Origin of the sequence: Pseudomonas sp. RIT-PI-AD (genome assembly GCF_025642785.1) — a bacterium.
Lineage (GTDB): Bacteria > Pseudomonadota > Gammaproteobacteria > Pseudomonadales > Pseudomonadaceae > Pseudomonas_T.
This window is the reverse complement of record NZ_JANZKU010000017.1, coordinates 30,529-46,693: the sequence shown is the minus strand read 5'-3', so window position 1 is coordinate 46,693 and position 16,165 is coordinate 30,529. Positions and strand designations below refer to the sequence as shown.

14 protein-coding genes are annotated in these 16,165 nt (G+C 68.6%); 7 read left to right on the top strand and 7 right to left on the bottom strand.

Annotated features, from left to right (window positions below):
- Window positions 1–220: 220 nt before the first annotated feature.
- Window positions 221–1,867 (top strand): MFS transporter, encoded by a 1,647-nt coding sequence (locus tag OGL92_RS15235; protein WP_263144917.1) that lies wholly within the window; start codon window positions 221–223, stop codon window positions 1,865–1,867.
- 22 nt (window positions 1,868–1,889) lie between these two features.
- On the opposite strand, the gene OGL92_RS15230 is transcribed toward OGL92_RS15235, so the two are convergent.
- Genes OGL92_RS15230 through OGL92_RS15205 form a run of 6 tightly spaced genes read right to left on the bottom strand, consistent with a single transcriptional unit; the run spans window position 1,890 to window position 7,913 of the window.
- A complete protein-coding gene (locus tag OGL92_RS15230; protein ID WP_263144914.1) occupies window positions 1,890–3,326 on the bottom strand; it encodes an FAD-binding protein in 1,437 nt (478 codons plus the stop codon).
- Window positions 3,323–4,069: an ABC transporter ATP-binding protein gene (locus tag OGL92_RS15225; protein ID WP_263144913.1), complete on the bottom strand. Its 747-nt coding sequence runs from the start codon at window positions 4,067–4,069 to the stop codon at window positions 3,323–3,325. Before OGL92_RS15225 ends, OGL92_RS15230 begins: the two co-directional genes overlap by 4 nt.
- Window positions 4,056–4,874, bottom strand: coding sequence for an ABC transporter ATP-binding protein (locus OGL92_RS15220; protein WP_263144912.1), 819 nt, complete (start codon window positions 4,872–4,874; stop codon window positions 4,056–4,058). The genes OGL92_RS15225 and OGL92_RS15220 overlap by 14 nt, the downstream gene beginning before the upstream one ends.
- Complete coding sequence (locus tag OGL92_RS15215; RefSeq protein WP_263144911.1) at window positions 4,871–5,851, bottom strand: branched-chain amino acid ABC transporter permease; 981 nt, start codon at window positions 5,849–5,851, stop codon at window positions 4,871–4,873. The genes OGL92_RS15220 and OGL92_RS15215 overlap by 4 nt, the downstream gene beginning before the upstream one ends.
- Window positions 5,852–5,853: 2 nt before the next feature.
- Window positions 5,854–6,735, bottom strand: a complete 882-nt coding sequence (locus OGL92_RS15210; RefSeq protein WP_263144909.1) for a branched-chain amino acid ABC transporter permease — start codon at window positions 6,733–6,735, stop codon at window positions 5,854–5,856.
- 56 nt (window positions 6,736–6,791) lie between these two features.
- A complete protein-coding gene (locus tag OGL92_RS15205) occupies window positions 6,792–7,913 on the bottom strand; it encodes an ABC transporter substrate-binding protein (protein ID WP_263144907.1) in 1,122 nt (373 codons plus the stop codon).
- 342 nt (window positions 7,914–8,255) lie between these two features.
- Between OGL92_RS15205 and OGL92_RS15200 the strand changes: the two genes are divergently transcribed.
- Complete coding sequence (locus OGL92_RS15200) at window positions 8,256–8,555, top strand: winged helix-turn-helix domain-containing protein (protein ID WP_263144905.1); 300 nt, start codon at window positions 8,256–8,258, stop codon at window positions 8,553–8,555.
- Between the two features lie 71 nt (window positions 8,556–8,626).
- Window positions 8,627–9,637, top strand: coding sequence for an NAD(P)-dependent alcohol dehydrogenase (locus OGL92_RS15195; protein ID WP_263144903.1), 1,011 nt, complete (start codon window positions 8,627–8,629; stop codon window positions 9,635–9,637).
- A 136-nt stretch (window positions 9,638–9,773) separates the two neighbouring features.
- Here OGL92_RS15195 and OGL92_RS15190 read toward each other — a convergent pair whose 3' ends face one another.
- Window positions 9,774–11,075, bottom strand: coding sequence for an APC family permease (locus tag OGL92_RS15190; RefSeq protein WP_263144901.1), 1,302 nt, complete (start codon window positions 11,073–11,075; stop codon window positions 9,774–9,776).
- 368 nt (window positions 11,076–11,443) lie between these two features.
- On the opposite strand from OGL92_RS15190, the gene OGL92_RS15185 reads away from it, so the two are divergent.
- Genes OGL92_RS15185 through OGL92_RS15170 form a run of 4 tightly spaced genes read left to right on the top strand, consistent with a single transcriptional unit; the run spans window position 11,444 to window position 16,161 of the window.
- Window positions 11,444–11,884 carry a MarR family transcriptional regulator gene (locus OGL92_RS15185; protein ID WP_263144898.1) on the top strand — a complete coding sequence of 147 codons (441 nt, stop codon included), beginning with the start codon at window positions 11,444–11,446 and terminating at the stop codon, window positions 11,882–11,884.
- Window positions 11,881–13,338: an efflux transporter outer membrane subunit gene (locus tag OGL92_RS15180; protein ID WP_263144896.1), complete on the top strand. Its 1,458-nt coding sequence runs from the start codon at window positions 11,881–11,883 to the stop codon at window positions 13,336–13,338. Before OGL92_RS15185 ends, OGL92_RS15180 begins: the two co-directional genes overlap by 4 nt.
- Before the next feature lie 10 nt (window positions 13,339–13,348).
- Window positions 13,349–14,623, top strand: coding sequence for an HlyD family efflux transporter periplasmic adaptor subunit (locus OGL92_RS15175; RefSeq protein WP_263144894.1), 1,275 nt, complete (start codon window positions 13,349–13,351; stop codon window positions 14,621–14,623).
- A gap of 11 nt (window positions 14,624–14,634) precedes the next feature.
- Window positions 14,635–16,161, top strand: a complete 1,527-nt coding sequence (locus OGL92_RS15170; protein WP_263144893.1) for a DHA2 family efflux MFS transporter permease subunit — start codon at window positions 14,635–14,637, stop codon at window positions 16,159–16,161.
- Window positions 16,162–16,165: the final 4 nt, after the last annotated feature.

Sequence of the window (16,165 nt, the reverse complement as noted above, 5' to 3'; positions counted from 1 at the left end):
GAATCCTTATTAGGTTCATTGGATGAACCTTTGAAATAATGCTGAGCGTTTTCGCCTTTGTCAAGGCGCCCGCATGGCTGCGGGAGCGGATAAAGAGGCAATGGGTATTTTGGTCCATCCAATGAACCTATAGACTGTTTCCACAGCACGACCGGCTGCATTCGCCACGCTCCCGTCGCCGGCGTCGGCGCGAATGCCCAATCCCTCCTGGAGGTCCTTCATGAACCCTGACCATCCGCAACCGCCCGAGGCCGCGGGCGCGCCCAGCGGCGCCCTGTCACCGATGCGTCACGCCGCCTTCCGCAGCATGTGGATCGTCTGGCTGGTGGCCAACGTCGGCATGTGGATGAACGACGTCACCTCGGCCTGGCTGATGACCTCGCTGACCGATTCCGCGGCCATGGTGGCGCTGGTGCAGACCGCGCTGACCCTGCCGGTGTTTCTCCTCGGCCTGCCCAGCGGCGCCATCGCCGACATGCTCGACCGGCGCCGCTATGCGATGGCCACGCAGCTGTGGGTCGGCGCGGTGGGCACCTTCACCGCGGCGGCCCTGCTCTACGGCCTGATGACGCCCGTCCTGCTGCTGGCGCTGTCTTTCGCCAACGGCATCGGCCTGGCGATGCGCTGGCCGGTGTTCGCCGCCATCGTCCCGCAACTGGTGCCCCGCGCCGAACTGCCCGCCGCGCTGGCGCTGAACAGCATCGCCATGAACGCGTCGCGGATCGTCGGCCCGCTGGTAGCCGGGGCGGCCATCGGCGCCCTGGGCATCGGCGCGGTGTTCGCCCTCAACGCCGGGCTGTCGGTGGCGATGGTCTTCGTCGTCTACCGCTGGCCGAGCACCCGTACTGTCCAACGCCTGCCCCGCGAGCGCCTGCTGACGGCGATCCGTGCCGGTGCCCAGCACGTCCGCCAATCCCTGCCGATGCGCCGGGTGCTGCTGCGCATCTTCATCTTCTTTTTCCATTCCACCGCGCTGGTGTCGCTGCTGCCGGTGCTGGCCCGCCGGTTTCCCGGCAGCGACGCCGGCACCTTCACCTTCATGCTCGCCTCGCTGGGCGTGGGCGCCATCGCCGCCGGGGTGCTGCTGCCGCGCCTGCGCCGCCGCCTGGATACCGACCAGGTGCTGTTCTGGGGCGGCCTGCTGCATGCCCTGGCCACCTGCGCGGCAGGCCTGGCGCCGGATGTCCGCTGGGCGCTGCCGGCCCTGTTGTTGAGCGGCATGGCATGGATCTCGGTGGCCAACGGCGTCACCCTGGCGGCCCAGGTCGCCCTGCCCGACTGGGTGCGCGCGCGGGGCATGTCGATCTACATGATGGCGATCATGGGCAGCAGCGCCCTCGGCGCCGCGACCTGGGGCCACGTCGCCGGCTGGACCGACCTGCGCAGCGCCCTGGCGCTGTCCGCCGCCTCCGCGTTGCTGGTGCTGCTGGCGAGCCGCCGCGTGCGCATCGGCGACGGCCTCGACCGCGACCTGAGCATCGCCCAGGACCTGCAACCGCCGGATGACTGCCAGATCGCCGACGGCGCGCGCGGCCCGGTCCTGGTGATCATCGAGTACCAGATCGAGGTGGACGGCGCCGAAGCCTTCCTCGCGGTGATGGAGGAAACCCGGCGCGCGCGCCTCAGCCAGGGCGCGCTGTCCTGGGCGCTGTACGCCGACGCCGCGGTCCCCGGGCGCTACATCGAACAGGTCCGCGATGCGTCCTGGCTCGAACACCTGCGTCGCTACGAGCGCATGACCGTCGCCGACATGGACCTGCGGCAGCGGCGGATGGGGTTCCATATCGGCCCGGAGGCGCCGCGGATCAGCTTTTGCATCGCCGCCCCGACCCGCCGCCGCTCCACTTCGCCGGCGCTCGGCGACTGAAGCCAGGGGCCGCAGGCGGCCGTCAGCCGCGGCGGGCCGATTCCTCGACCGCCCGTTCCGCGGCGCGCAAGCCGAACACCAGCGCCTTGGCGAGGCCGCCGACGTAGCCGCTGTTCGGCCCGCCCTCGAGCCCGGCGGTGGTGGAGCCGGCGGCGAACAGGCCGGGAATGGCCGCCTCGTGGCGATCCAGAACCCGGCCATGAGCATCGATGGCGATGCCGCCCATGGTGTAGGTGATCCCGGCGCAGAGGCGGATCGCCATGAAGGGCTGGGTGGTGATCATCGCCGGCGCGCGGGCGAGGGTCGAACCCTGGCCGCTGCGCGGCGGGCGCAGGCAGGCGCCGCGACTGGTGACCAGCGCCGCGTTGTAGTCATCGACGGTCTTGCTCAGCGTCGCCGCCGGCATGCCCAGACCCTCGGCCAGCAGCGCCAGGCTGGGCGCCCGGTGGACCGCCACGCCGAGGCGCTCGATGTAGGGATTGGGCGGCAGCAGGAACTCCTTGCCGGCGCGGTTCCACAGGGGTTCGTCCATGATCACGAACGCCGACAGGGGGTCCTCCAGCGCGGCGATGGCGTTGGCCAGCGCGACGCCGCCGAGGCCTTCGTCGGTGAAGCGCTGACCCCGGGCGTCCACCACGATGGCCGCGGAGGCGACGATATCGAGGATCGGATAGGGCCAGAAGCGTTCGTCGGTCAGCGCTTCGGCGCACTGCACGTGGCCGTAGAACCTGTCCAGGTGCAGCGTCTTGGCGCCGACCGCTTCGGCCATCGCCAGGCCGTCGCCGACGCCGGTGCCCGCCCCGCGCGTGCACAGCGACTCCGGCCGCGGCGAGAGGTGTTGCCTGACCCGTTCGCGATCGCCCTGGAACCCCCCGTCGGCGAGCAGTACCGCGCTCGCCTCGACAGCGCGGCGGCTGCCGTCGGCGTGCTCCACCTCCAGCCCGCGGCAACGCCCGGACACCATGTTCAGGCGGCGCGCCCGGGTCGCCCGGAAAAACCGCCCGCCACGGGCCAGCAAGCGGCGTTCGAGTTCGGCCAGCAGGCGATCGGCGCCACGTTCCGGCCAGTGCCGGGCGAACCCCGGCTCGCGCAGGCTGAAGGGCTTGAGCATGTGGCCCATGAATGGCAGCGGGCCGCCGACGCCGTAGTCGGCGCCCTGCTCGGCCAGCCAGGCCACCGCGCGGCCGGCGTCCTGGGCCAGGGCACGCGCCAGGGCGGGATCGGCGAAGCCGCCGGTCGCCGCCAGGATCGCCTCCTCCAGGACCTCCGGTGGGGCCAGGATGTCCTGGAAGGCGACGTGGAAGACGCCGCCGGTGAAACGCGAGTTGGCCGCGTACTTGTGCTCGGCGCCGGTCTCGAACAGCGCCACCCGTGCACCCAGTTCCGCCGCGCGCAGGGCGCCGACCAGGCCCGCCAGGCCGCCGCCGACCACCGCCAGGTCGTAGCCGGGCTCGCTCATGCGGGCACCCTGGCCCGCGGCGCCTGGACTTCGCCCAGGTAGGAATGCTGCAGGGCGTCGCTCTGGCTCAGCGCTTCGCCGGTGCCCTGCGCGGTGATCGCGCCGGTCGCCATCACGTAGCCGTAGTCGGCCAGGCGCAGCGATTCCTCGGCGTGCTGCTCGACCACCAGCATGGTCAGGCCGCTCTCGCGAAGTTTCTTCAACACCTCGAAGAGCAGCTCGACCACCAGCGGCGCCAGGCCGATGGACGGCTCGTCCAGCAGCAACAGGCGCGGATCGGCCATCAGCGCGCGGCCCATGGCGACCATCGACTGCTCGCCGCCGCTGAGGGTCACCGTGCGCTGGCCGGCGCGCTCGTGCAGGCGCGGGAACAGCTCGTAGACGTATTCCAGCCGTTGGCGGAACAACGCGCTGGCGCCCTTGCGCCCGCGCAGCCGCTGGAAGCCGAGGCTGAGGTTCTCGGCGACGGTCAGCGGGCCGAACAATTGGCGCCCCTCGGGTACCTGGATGATGCCCAGCTCGACGATTTCCGGCGGCGACAGGCGGGTGATGGCGCGGCCCTCGAAAAGGATTTCCCCCTGGTGGATGCGCGTCAGCCCGGAAATCGCGTTGACCAGGGTCGACTTGCCGGCGCCGTTGGGGCCGAGCACCGCGACCACCTGGCCGGTTGGAATTTCCAGCGAGACGCCGCGGATGGCGTCGGAACCGTTGTAGCCCGCGCGCAACCCTTCAACCTTGAGCATGGGATGCCCCCCTTCCCAGATAGGCCTCGATGACCTTTTCGTCGGCCTGGATTTCGCAGGGCGTGCCCTCGGCGATCTTGCAGCCGTGGTCGAGCACGGCGATGCGATCGCACAGGCCCATCATGAAGTCGATGTTGTGTTCCACCAGCAGGATGGTCAGTGCGTTCTGCTGGTTGAGCTTGGCGATCAGCGCGCCGAGGTGGCGGGTTTCGCCGTCGTTGAGCCCGGCGGCCGGCTCGTCGAGCAGTAGCAGGTGGGGTTCGCTGGCCAGGGCGCGGGCGATCTCCAGCAGGCGCAACTGGCCGTGGGGCAGGTGCTCGACCAGTTCGTCGGCGCGCTCCGCCAGGCCGACGAAGGCCAGCAGCTCGCGCCCCTTCTCGCGCAGCGCGCGTTCGGTGCGCATGACCTGCACGGCGCGCAGCAGCGACGGCAGGATGCCGTCGATGAGCTGGTGATGGAAACCCATCATCACGTTCTCCAGCACCGTCAAGCCGGGAAACACCCGCACGATCTGGAAGGTGCGCGCCATCCCCAGGGCGCTGCGCCGGTGCAGCGGCGCCTTGAGCATGGAGCGGTCGGCGAAGCCGATCTCCCCGGCGCTCGGCGCCAGCACCCCGGTCACCAGGTTGAACAGCGTCGACTTGCCGGCGCCGTTGGGGCCGATCAGGCCGAACACGTGGCCCTTGTCCACCTTGAACGACACGTCGTTGACCGCCACCAGGCCACCGAAATGCTTGGTGGCGCCCTGGATATCGAGGATGACCTCGCGGGTCAGGGATTTCGCATGGGTCATCGCGTTCATCATTCGCTCACCTTCAGCGGCGTTAAGGGCTTGGCCGGACGCGCCAGGCGCGCCACGAGGTTCTGGAGGAATCCCGACAGTCCATGGGGCATGAACAGCAGGAACAGCAGCAGGCAGACGCCATAGATGATGGTTTCGAAGTCGCCGAACCGTGCCAGCCCCTGGGGCGCCAGCACCACCACCACGGCCCCGAGCAAGGCGCCGTAGCGGGTGCCGAGGCCGCCGACCACGGCGACGGTGAGCACGGTGACCAGGATCGGGAATTCGCCGAAGCTGGGATTGACCTGGCGGCTGACCAGGGCGAAACCGATGCCGGCCAGCCCGGCGAGCACCGAGCTGAGCACGAAGATCCGCAGCTTGTAGGCGACCACGTTGACGCCCAGCGACTCGGCGGCCGTCTCGTCGCCGCGCAACGAGCAGAGCACCCGCCCGAGGTGGCTGCCGACGATGAAGTTCTGCATCAGCAGCACCGCCACCATGACCACCAGCAAGGCGTAGTACAGCTCGGTGCGGCTCAGCGTATGCCCGGCGAACGCCAGGCTCGGCACCATCATGCCGGCGGTGCCCCCGGTCATCTCGATCCAGCGGCTGGCGACCCCGGCGAAGATCAGGCCGAAGCACAGGGTCGCCATCGCCAGGTAGTGGCTGCGCAGGCGCAGCAGCGGGATGCCGATCAGCAGGGTGACCAGGGCGCACAGCGCCAGGCTCGCCGGCAGGGCCGCGTACACCGGCCAGCCCGCCTTGACCGTCAGCAGCGCGTAGGCGTAGGCGCCCAGGGCGAAGAACCCCTGCTGCCCCATGGAGATCTGCCCGGCGTAGCCGTAGAGCAGGTTGAAGCCGGCGCAGAGGATGGTGTAGATGCAGACGATCGACGCCAGCCGCAGGTGGAAACCGCTGCTCAGCAGGTGCGGCACCAGCAGGCCGAGCAGCAGCAGCGCCAGCGGCACCTTCCACAGGCTGGGAGTGTGGGTTTTGTTCATGCTCAGCGCCTCCCGGCTTCGAAATCGCCCAAGAGCCCATAGGGACGGAAAAACAGGATCAGCAGGATCAGCCCGAAGATGATGGGTTCGGCATAGAGGCTGGAGCCGTAGCCGGCCACCAGCGCCTCGACGATGGCAATCATCACGCCGCCGGCGGCCGCGGCGAAGGGGCTGCCGAGCCCGCCCAGGATGGCCGCCATGAAGCCCTTCACGGTCAGGGTCACGCCCATGCCGACCTGGCCGCCGAGCAGCGGCCCCACCAGCAGGCCGACGATGCCGCTGATCACCGCGCTGAAGATGAAGCCGAACCGGACAATGCGCTGGGAGCGGATGCCCATCAGCAGCGCCACCCTCGAGTTGACCCCGGTGGCACGGATGCACAGGCCGAAACTGGTGCGGTAGAGCAGCAGCCAGGTCAGCAGCAGGAGCACCGCGAACACCAGGATGATCGCGATCTGCTGGGCGTTGGTGATCAGCGGACCGACCTTCATCGCCTCCAGCGGCAGCACGTTGGGCACGTAAAGCTGCAAGGGCCCCCAGACCAGCAAGGCACCGCCGGTGGCGATGATCGCCGCCGCCAGGGTGCCGATCATGATGGTCAGCGGCGGGGCGCCGCGCTTCGCCAGCGGCCGGTACACCCCCAGCTCCAGCGCCAGGGCGGCCACTACCACCACGGCGAGGATCGCCGCGAGGGCGGCGATCAGCGGCAGGCTGAAGGTGACCATGAACAGGATCGCCGACATCACGCCGAGCATCACGAATTCGCCCTGGGCGAAGTTGATCACCCTGTTGGTGCCGTAGATCAGGGAAATCGACAGGCCCACCAGGCCGTACACGCTGCCGTTGGTCAGGCCGGCCAGCAGGATGACTCCGATTTGTTCCATAGCGGCTTTCCTTTCAGGCTTCGCGGCCAGCGCCGGCGAAGCCCGGTCGTGGCCCGTCAGGGCTTGGGTTTGAAGGAAGCGAGATCGGGTTCGACCAATTGCTTGCCGTTCCCCGCCACCTGGACGAAGACGAACCAATCGGTGTCCGCCGGACCATGCCGGCGGTCCGGGCCGAACTGATAGGTGGAGCCCGCCTTGCCCTGCAGGCCGGCGTAATGGCCGTCCTCGACGAGGGCGTCGCGGATCGCCTTGCGCACCGCCGGCAGGTCTTCCTCATCCAGCGCCGCCGCCACGCCGGGCTTGGCGATGGCACGGAACACCAGTTTCGCCGCGTCGTAGCCGAGCACCGGGTACATGGTCGGCTGGGCCACGCCGAAGCGCGCCTTGTAGCTGTCGAAGAACTGCTTCACGTCGGGCCGGTGGATGTCCACGGTGTTGGGGATCATCACTCCGTCGCTGGCGGAGCCCGCCAGTTCGCGCAGGGTATCGAGCAGGGCGCTGCGGGCGACGATGCGGGGCGTCTGCATGCCCAGTTGCTGCATGGTGCGCAGGACCCGCGCGCCATCCGCCGCGTAGGGGAACACCAGCACCACGTCGGGGTTCGCATTGCGCACCCCGCTGACCTGCGGCGACAGGTCGGTGGCGTTGATGTCGTAGGTCTGCTGGATCACCACCTCGACGCCCTTGCTCTTCAGCGCCGCCTCGGTGGCATGGGCGCTGTCGGTGCCGAAGGGCAGCGAGTTGTTGATGATCGCGATACGGCTGAAGCCCTGGCTGTGCACCAGATCGGCGATGGCGTTGGCGTCCTGGGAATTGCGCGGGCCGACCCGGAAGTGGAACGGCGCCGGCGGGTCCGTCAGGTTGTCGGTACCGGCGGACAGCATCAGGTAGGGGATTTCGTATTCGCTGGCGATGGGAATCATCGCCGCGGCGGGCGCGGCGGGGTTGCCGCCGATGATGGCCAGGGTCTCGTCGTCTTCCGCGCAGCGGCTGGCGAAGGTGGCGGTGAGTTGCGGGTCGGTCTTGCCGTCGTAGGCGACGACTTCCACCTGCCGGCCGCCGATGCCGCCGGCGGCGTTCGCCTCGGCCACCGCCAGCTGGAAGCCGTTGTAGCTCTGGATGCCGGTGTCGGCCGCCGCGCCGCTGCGGTCGTCGACGAAGCAGATTTTCAGCGGCATCTTGGCCCATACGGGTTGGCACACTGCCACGCCCGCGAGTGCGATAGCCGCGGCGAGCTGCCGGGGCGACCGTCGACCAGGACTCCGATGAGCGAAATGGGCGCCATCTCTTGTCTTCATGGTGTCTCCTTATTGTTCTTATGGGCTTTCGACGGAAACCTCGGAAGCGCTTATCTAGGTTCATTGGATGAACCTTTGAAAAGAATGCGGTAGACCCTTTCGCTTGTCAACGGTCATCGGCACCGCCCGGCGCCTGGATGGACACCCCCTAGCAGCAGGACCTTTCGTCCCCTCAGGCTGTACAGGGTTTGATCATTTCGTAAAAACCCGTAGTATCCCCCGATGATCCTCGAACAGATAAAAGCGCTGGGCAACGACACCCGCATGCTCATCATGGAGTGGCTGAAGGATCCCGAGGGCAACTTCCCGCCCCAGGAACACGGCGACCCCAAGGGCATCGGTATCTGCGTCACCCACCTGCAACGCAAGGCGGACCTCTCGCCCTCCACCGCCTCCAGCCACCTGGCCATCCTCCAGCGGGCCGGCCTGATCCAGGCCACGCGGATCGGCAAGTGGACCTACTACCGGCGCAACGAGCGCGCGATCGACGCATTCGCGGAGCGGCTGAAGCACGAGCTGTGATTTTTTCAGCGGCTTTATATTTCGTTATTTTCGAAAATATGAAATCGATTCATTCCCCCAGGAGAAGCCCCATGACCTACAAGGCCCTGTTCGTCCAACCCGGCGGCGGTTATCACAATCTGACCCGCGGCACCTGCGAGGCCCGGGCGCCGGAAGCCGGCGAAATCTGCGTGCGCCTGCGCGCCAGCTCGCTCAATTACCACGACTTCGCGGTGGTCAGCGGCATGTGGGGACCCCACGAACCGCGCATCCCCATGGCCGACGGTGCCGGCGAGGTGATCGCCGTGGGCGCCGGCGTCAGCGAATTCGCCGTCGGCGATCATGTGGTCAGCACCTTCTTTCCCGATTGGCTGGACGGCGAACCCCGGGTCGAGGGCTTCGCCAGCGTGCCCGGCGACGGCATCGACGGCTATGCCCGCGAAGCGGTGACCGCCCGGGCCACCGCCTTCACCCACGCGCCGGCCGGTTTCAACCACGCCGAGGCGGCGACCCTGACCACCGCCGGCCTCACCGCCTGGCGCGCGCTGATGGTCGACGGCGCCTTGAAACCCGGCGCCAGCGTGCTGGTTCAAGGCAGCGGCGGCGTGTCCCTGTTCGCCCTGCAATTCGCCAAGATGGCCGGCGCCCGCGTCATCGCCACCTCCTCCAGCGAGGAAAAGCTGCAACGCCTGCGCGCGTTGGGCGCCGATGAGCTGATCAACTACCGCGAGACGCCGGCCTGGGGCGAGCGCGTGCGCGAGCTGACCGATGGCCGTGGCGTCGACCACGTCATCGAGGTGGGGGGTCCCTCCACCCTGGAACAGTCGATGATCGCCGCGCGCATCGGCGGGCATATCGCGCTGATCGGCATCCTCACCGGCGTCAGCGGAAACCTTTCGGTGGTCGCCTCGCTGATCCGGCAATTGCGCCTGCAAGGAGTGCTGGTGGGCAGCCGGACTCAACAACAGGAGATGATCAGGGCCATCGAAGCCAACGGCATGCGACCGGTGATCGACAGGCATTTCGCCCTGGACGAGATGGTCGAGGCCTTCCGTTACCAGGAAACCAATCGCCACTTCGGCAAGATCTGCCTGGATATCTGATCCCGCCTGCGCAGCCCCGGGGCGGACGCGAGGCGGGTCGTGCATCGCCGTCCCTCCCCGATTCGCTCGACTTCGCGGGACGGGGCGGGTGCTTCGGCCTTCGCTGGCGTCCTGGCGAATCGCGTGCGCGATCGCTTCAGCGGTCGCTGCGGAGCCCGTTGCGGGCCCAACGGTGCAGCAGCGCACCGACCGCCAGCATCGCCGCGCCCCTCAGCCAGACCCCGGGCTCCTGCTGGGCCAGCAGCACCAGGCAGGACAGGATGCCCAGGACCGGGATGACCGCGGGAACGCGGAAGTGCTGATGCTCGACCCGATCCTTGCGCAGCACCAGTACCGCCAGGTTGGTGCTCATGAACACGAACAACAGGAGCAGCACCACGGTCTCGGCGAGCAATTGCAGCGTGCCGGTCAGGGTGAGCAGCATCGCCGCGCAGGTGGTGACGATGATCGCCACCCAGGGCGTACGCCGGCGCGCGAGCACCCGGCCGAACGCCCGCGGCAGCAGCCCTTCCTCGGCCATGCCGAAGGCCAACCGGCTGGCCATCATCATCGTGAGCAACGCGCCATTGGCCACGGCGACCAGTGCGACGAAGGAGAAGAACACCGGCGGCACCCCGTAGCCGGTGGCCTGGACGACCGCCAGCAGGGGCGCGGATGAATCCGCCAGGGTCGCCGGCGGCAGCACTCCCGCGGCGGCGATGCCGATCAGCGCATAGACCGCGCCGGCGACCCCCAGGGCGGCGAACAGCGCGCGGGGATACAGGCGCAGGTTCTCGATTTCCTCGGCCATGTTGGCCGACACTTCGAAACCCACGAACGAATAGAAGGCCAGCAAGGCCGCGCCGAGCACCGCCGTGGTGGGGGTCACGCCTTCCTTGAATTCGAGCGCGCGGGACGGGTCGCCCTGCCCCGAGAGGAAATACAGCCCGGCGAGCACCACCACCAGCAGCAGGCCGGACACCTCCACCAGGGTCATCGCCAGGTTGGCGCCCAGGGACTCCTTCACCCCTCGCGCATTCAGCACCCCGATCGCCAGCAGGAAGGCCAGCGCCGCCCAGGCGGTCGGAACCGGCAGGAAGCTGCGCAGATAGTCGCCGGCGAACGCGAGGGACAGGCCGGCCGCGCTGGTGACGCCGGCGGCGAGCATGCAAAACCCCACCAGGAAGGACAGCATCGGCGAACCGAAGGCGCGCCGGGCGAAGACCGCGGCACCGCCCGCATGAGGATACTTGGTGACCAGTTCGGCATAGGACGCCGCGGTCAACAGCGCGAAACCCAGCGCCACCAGCAGCGGCAACCAGATCGCCCCGCCGACCTCGCCGGCGACCTTGCCCACCAGGGCGTAGACCCCGGCCCCGAGGACATCGCCGAGGATGAAGAAAAACAGCAGCGGGCCGGTGATGGCGCGCCGCAACTTGCTGGGCCTGTTGACTGACATGACGAATCCCTGGGAGGTGGCGCGGCCGACGCGCCGGCTGCGTGTGTCTGATCGACGCCCCGGCAAGGGGTTCAGCAAAAAACTCGGCAATCCGCGGTACGGCGTGCCTGCCGCCCGAGGCGGCGGGGCCACACGCCAACGCCTCGGTGTCGGGGCGCGCTGGATCGCCGCCCGGCCCGCCGCGAGAGGAAATCTCGGCAGCCGCCGCACGCCCGCCTCACTGTCTCGCTGAGGGCACAGATAGCGTTGGCCGGAACGGATTGTTGTCGAAACTGACCTTTGCTTTATCTGCCTAGGCAGTAGAATGAGCGCCTCTATCTGACTAGGCAGATACTGCATTGGCACATTTCGATCGAGAGACCTTTCCCGTGCATTACTCCCTGGGCCACCTGCTCCACCTGGTCAACCAGCGCAAGGACAGCCTGCTGGACAAGCACCTGGCGCCCCACGACGTCACGGTCGCGCAGTTCAAGGTCCTGCTGTTGCTCGCCCGCGACAACCTCGACACGCCCGCCACGCTATGCCGTCCGCTGTCCCTCGACAGCGGCGCGATGACCCGCATGCTCGACCGCCTGGAATGCAAGGGCCTGATCGAACGCGAGCGCAGCTCGGCGGATCGTCGCCAGGTACGCCTGCATCTGACCGAGCAGGGCCGGGCTTTCAGCAAACACATCAACCGCATCGCCGCCGACGCGATGAACGAATTGACCGGCCCGCTCGAACCCGCCGAGTTCGACGAGCTCCAGCGCCTGCTGGGCAAGCTGCTCACCCCCTCGGCACCGGACACCCCCGGAGAGCTCCGAACATGAATCATCGAGTTCCTCTCATAGCGCTCAGCATCGCCCTGGTCCTGGCCGGCTGCGTTTCCTCCCATGGCCTGGACCCGCAGGGCAAGCCCCTGGACGCCGCCAGCCTGCACGGCGAGCGCACCTTCGACGGCCCGCTGTCGGCGGCCGCCTGGCCACGCGCCGACTGGTGGAACGACCTGGGCGACGCCCGCCTGGACGGCCTGATCCGCGAGGCGCTGACGAGCAATCCGGACATGCAGGTGGCGGCCGCCCGCGCACGCCAGGCGGACGCCGCGGCACTGGCCGCGGACGCCGCGCGCATGCCGGAAATCGGCACCGTCGCCGAAATCAGCCGTTCGCGACTGGCGCGGGCCGACGACCCCTCGGGCAACGGCGGACGCTACAGCACCCTGCGCACCCTCGCCGTGCAGGGCAGCTACACCTTCGATCTCTGGGGCGGCCAGCGCGACGCCTGGGAGGCCGCGCTGGGCCGCGCCCGCGCCGCCGAAGTGGATCGGCAGGCCGCGCGCCTGAGCCTGGCCGCCGACGTGGCACGGGGCTACAACGACCTCGGTCTGGCCTACAGCACCCAGGACATCGCCGAGCAGGACCTCGAACGTACCCGCAACATGCTCGACCTGGCCCAGCGCCGGGTGGGCGCCGGGCTGGACAGCGAATTCCAGTTGCAACAGACCCAGAGCATCGAAGCCGCCTCGGAAGCCGCGCTGACCGCCGCGCAACAACAGGTGCGCGGCGCGCAGATCCGCCTCGCCGTGCTGCTCGGCCAGGGCCCGGACCGCGGCGCCGAACTGCCGCGTCCGAGCCTGATCGCACCGACCGCGGTCAGTCTGCCGGAACAGGTGCCGGCCGAGTTGATCGGCCGGCGCCCGGACCTGGTGGCGGCGCGCTGGCGGGTGGAAGCGGCGTCCCGCGACATCGCCGCGACCAAGACCGAGTTCTACCCCAACCTCAACCTGAGCGCCGCGGCCGGGGTGAAATCGTTGCTCGGCGACGCGCTGTTCGCCGCGCCGAGCCGCTACTTCAACCTGGCTCCGGCGTTGTCCTTGCCGATCTTCGACGGCGGGCGCCGACGCGCCGACCTGGCCGGCGCGGATGCCGACTACGACTTGGTGGTGGCGCAGTACAACCAGACACTGGTCGGCGCCCTGGGCGACGTGGCCGATGCCATCACCCGCTTGCGCGCCCTGGAACGGCAGATCGAGCAGCAGCAACGCGCTCGCGACATCGCCCACAGCTCCTACGAGATCGCCATGCGCCGCTACGGCGAGGGCATCGGCAGCTACCTCGATGCACTGAGCGTCGAGCAGCAGTTGCTGCAAGCCGACCGCCAACTGGCCAGCCTGGCGGCCGAACGCATCGACAACGCCATGCTGCTGATGCAGGCGCTCGGCGGCGGCTACCAACCTTCCATCACGCCGCCGCCCCTGGCGGCGGCCGCGAACAGTTCGAATTGAGGACGTGACCATGGCCGATACCACGCCACATACCCCCGCCAACACCGCGGACCAGGAACGACCCGAGACGCCCGCGGCGCCCCGCGACGACAAGGCCGCCAACGCCGACCAGGACGCGCCCAAGGGCAACCCGCGCAAACGCAAGCTGCTGCTGATCGGTCTGGTCGTGGTGGTCCTGCTCGCCGGCCTCGGCGTGTACCTCTATCACGTGCTCTACGGCCGCTTCCACGAAAACACCGACGATGCCTACATCAACGGCAACCTGGTGCAGATCACCCCGCAGGTGACCGGTACCGTGGTGAGCATCGCCGCCGACGACGGCGATTTCGTCCAGCAGGGCCAGGAACTGGTGCGCTTCGACCCGAGTGACAGCGAAGTGGCGTTGCAGAGCGCCGAGGCCAACCTGGCGAAGACCGTGCGCCAGGTGCGCGGGCTGTACAGCAACGTGGACTCCTACAAGGCCCAAGTCGCCTCGCGCCGGGTCGAGGTGGAGCGTGCCCGCTCGGACTACGCGCGCCGGCAGAAGCTCGCCCAGGGTGGGGCGATTTCCCAGGAGGAACTGTCCCACTCCCGCGACGCCCTGACTTCCGCGCAGAGCGCCCTGACTTCCGCGCAGCAGCAACTGGATACCAACTCGGCGCTGGTGGACGAAACCGAGGTGGCCTCCCATCCAGACGTCAAGGCCGCCGCCGCGCAGATGCGCCAGGCCTACCTGAACCAGGCGCGCAGCAGTCTGATCGCGCCGGTCAGTGGCTATGTCGCGCAGCGCTCGGTGCAGGTCGGCAGCCGCGTGCAGCCGGGTACCCCACTGATGGCGGTGGTGCCCCTGGAGCAGATCTGGGTTGACGCCAACTTCAAGGAAACCCAGCTGCGCGACATGCGCATCGGCCAGCCGGTGGAGGTGCACACCGACCTCTATGGCGACGACGTGCGCTATCGCGGCCGCGTCGAGAGCCTCGGCGTCGGCACCGGCACGGCGTTCTCCCTGCTGCCGGCGCAGAACGCCAGCGGCAACTGGATCAAGATCGTCCAGCGCCTGCCGGTGCGCATCCGCCTGGAGCCGGACAACCTAAAAGAACATCCGCTGCGCATCGGCCTGTCCACCGACGTTACCGTCGACTTGCACGACCAGGACGGCGAGTTGCTCGCGCAGAAACCCCTGAGCCAGCCACGCTTCGCCACCGACGTCTACGAACGCCAACTGGCCGAGGCCGACGCGCTGATCGAGCGGATCATCCGGAGCAACGCCCCGGCTGGCCGGGACGCCGGCATGGCCAGGCGCTGAGCGGAGCAGTCATGAGCGAAAACACCTTCCGCCCGGCGAACATGGCGCTCGCCGTGGTCGGCATCTCCCTGGCGACCTTCATGCAGGTGCTCGACACCACCATCGCCAACGTGGCGTTGCCGACCATTTCCGGCAACCTCGGGGTGAGCTCCGAACAAGGCACCTGGGTGGTCACGTCGTTCGCCGTGTGCAACGCCATCGCCCTGCCCCTGACCGGCTGGATGGCGCGGCGCTTCGGCGAAGTGAAACTGTTCCTCGCCTCGGTGATCCTGTTCGTGATCACCTCGTTCCTCTGCGGCATCGCCCGCTCGATGCCGGAACTGGTGGTGTTCCGTGCGCTGCAGGGGTTCGTCGCCGGACCGCTCTACCCCATGGCGCAGACGCTCCTGCTGGCGATCTTTCCCGCCGCCAAGCGCGGCATGGCCCTGGCGCTGCTGGCGATGGTGACGGTGGTGGCGCCGATCATCGGGCCGATCTCGGGCGGCTGGCTGACCGACAACTACAGCTGGCCGTGGATTTTCTTCATCAACGTACCGATCGGCATCTTCGCCGCGCTGGTGGTGTGGACGCAGTTGCGCAAGCGTCCGGAAGCCATCGTCCACAAGCCCATCGACTACGTCGGGCTGGCCCTGCTGGTGCTCGGCGTCGGCCTGCTGCAAGTGGTGCTGGACAAAGGCAACGACCTCGACTGGTTCGAATCCAACTTCATCCTCGGCGCCACCGCCGTGTCGGTGATCGCCCTGGTGGCCCTGGTGATCTGGGAGCTCACCGACGAACACCCGATCATCAACCTGCGGTTGTTCCGCTACCGCAACTTCAGCGTCGGCACCCTGTCGCTGGTGCTGGGCTATGCCGGGTTCTTCGGCATCAACCTGATCCTGCCGCAGTGGTTGCAGACGCAGATGGGCTACACGCCGGTATGGGCCGGGCTGGCGGCGGCGCCGATCGGCATCCTGCCGGTGTTCCTTTCGCCGCTGGTCGGGCGCTTCGCCCACAAGACCGATCTGCGCCTGCTGGCCGCCGGCTCCTTCCTGGTGATCGGCGCGTCCTGCTACATGCGCGCGCAATTCAGCACCGACGTGGACTACCTGCACATCGCCGCGGTGCAGGCGTTCATGGGCCTGGGTATCGCGCTGTTCTTCATGCCCACCACCAGCATTTTGCTGTCCAGCCTCAAGCCCCAGGAAATCGCCGACGGCTCCGGCCTGGCGACCTTCCTCCGAGTGCTCGGCGGCAGCTTCGCCTCGTCCCTGACCACCTGGATCTGGCACCGCCGGGAGATCTTCCACCACGCCCAGCTCAGCGAGCACGTGACCGCCTACAGCCCGGCGACGCAACGCTACCTGGACCACCTCGGCGGCGCCTCGCAAGCCAGCGCGGCGCAGATCGACCGGGTGGTGGAGCACCAGGCCTACATGCTGGCGACGGTGGACCAGTTCACCCTGATGGGCTGGCTGTTCGCCGCGCTGGTGCTGATCATCTGGCTGGCCAAGCCCCCCTTCTTCGCCAAGAGCAGCGAGTCCGCCGGCGGCCACTGAGCCC

Excerpts from the sequence above, each read along its gene's own strand:
- OGL92_RS15235 (WP_263144917.1), top strand. The coding sequence starts at position 221 with ATGAACCCTGACCATCCGCAACCGCCCGAGGCCGCGGGCGCGCCCAGC.
- OGL92_RS15230 (WP_263144914.1), bottom strand. The coding sequence starts at position 3,326 with ATGAGCGAGCCCGGCTACGACCTGGCGGTGGTCGGCGGCGGCCTGGCG.
- OGL92_RS15225 (WP_263144913.1), bottom strand. The coding sequence starts at position 4,069 with ATGCTCAAGGTTGAAGGGTTGCGCGCGGGCTACAACGGTTCCGACGCC.
- OGL92_RS15220 (WP_263144912.1), bottom strand. The coding sequence starts at position 4,874 with ATGATGAACGCGATGACCCATGCGAAATCCCTGACCCGCGAGGTCATC.
- OGL92_RS15215 (WP_263144911.1), bottom strand. The coding sequence starts at position 5,851 with ATGAACAAAACCCACACTCCCAGCCTGTGGAAGGTGCCGCTGGCGCTG.
- OGL92_RS15210 (WP_263144909.1), bottom strand. The coding sequence starts at position 6,735 with ATGGAACAAATCGGAGTCATCCTGCTGGCCGGCCTGACCAACGGCAGC.
- OGL92_RS15205 (WP_263144907.1), bottom strand. The coding sequence starts at position 7,913 with ATGCCGCTGAAAATCTGCTTCGTCGACGACCGCAGCGGCGCGGCGGCC.
- OGL92_RS15200 (WP_263144905.1), top strand. The coding sequence starts at position 8,256 with ATGATCCTCGAACAGATAAAAGCGCTGGGCAACGACACCCGCATGCTC.
- OGL92_RS15195 (WP_263144903.1), top strand. The coding sequence starts at position 8,627 with ATGACCTACAAGGCCCTGTTCGTCCAACCCGGCGGCGGTTATCACAAT.
- OGL92_RS15190 (WP_263144901.1), bottom strand. The coding sequence starts at position 11,075 with ATGTCAGTCAACAGGCCCAGCAAGTTGCGGCGCGCCATCACCGGCCCG.
- OGL92_RS15180 (WP_263144896.1), top strand. The coding sequence starts at position 11,881 with ATGAATCATCGAGTTCCTCTCATAGCGCTCAGCATCGCCCTGGTCCTG.
- OGL92_RS15175 (WP_263144894.1), top strand. The coding sequence starts at position 13,349 with ATGGCCGATACCACGCCACATACCCCCGCCAACACCGCGGACCAGGAA.
- OGL92_RS15170 (WP_263144893.1), top strand. The coding sequence starts at position 14,635 with ATGAGCGAAAACACCTTCCGCCCGGCGAACATGGCGCTCGCCGTGGTC.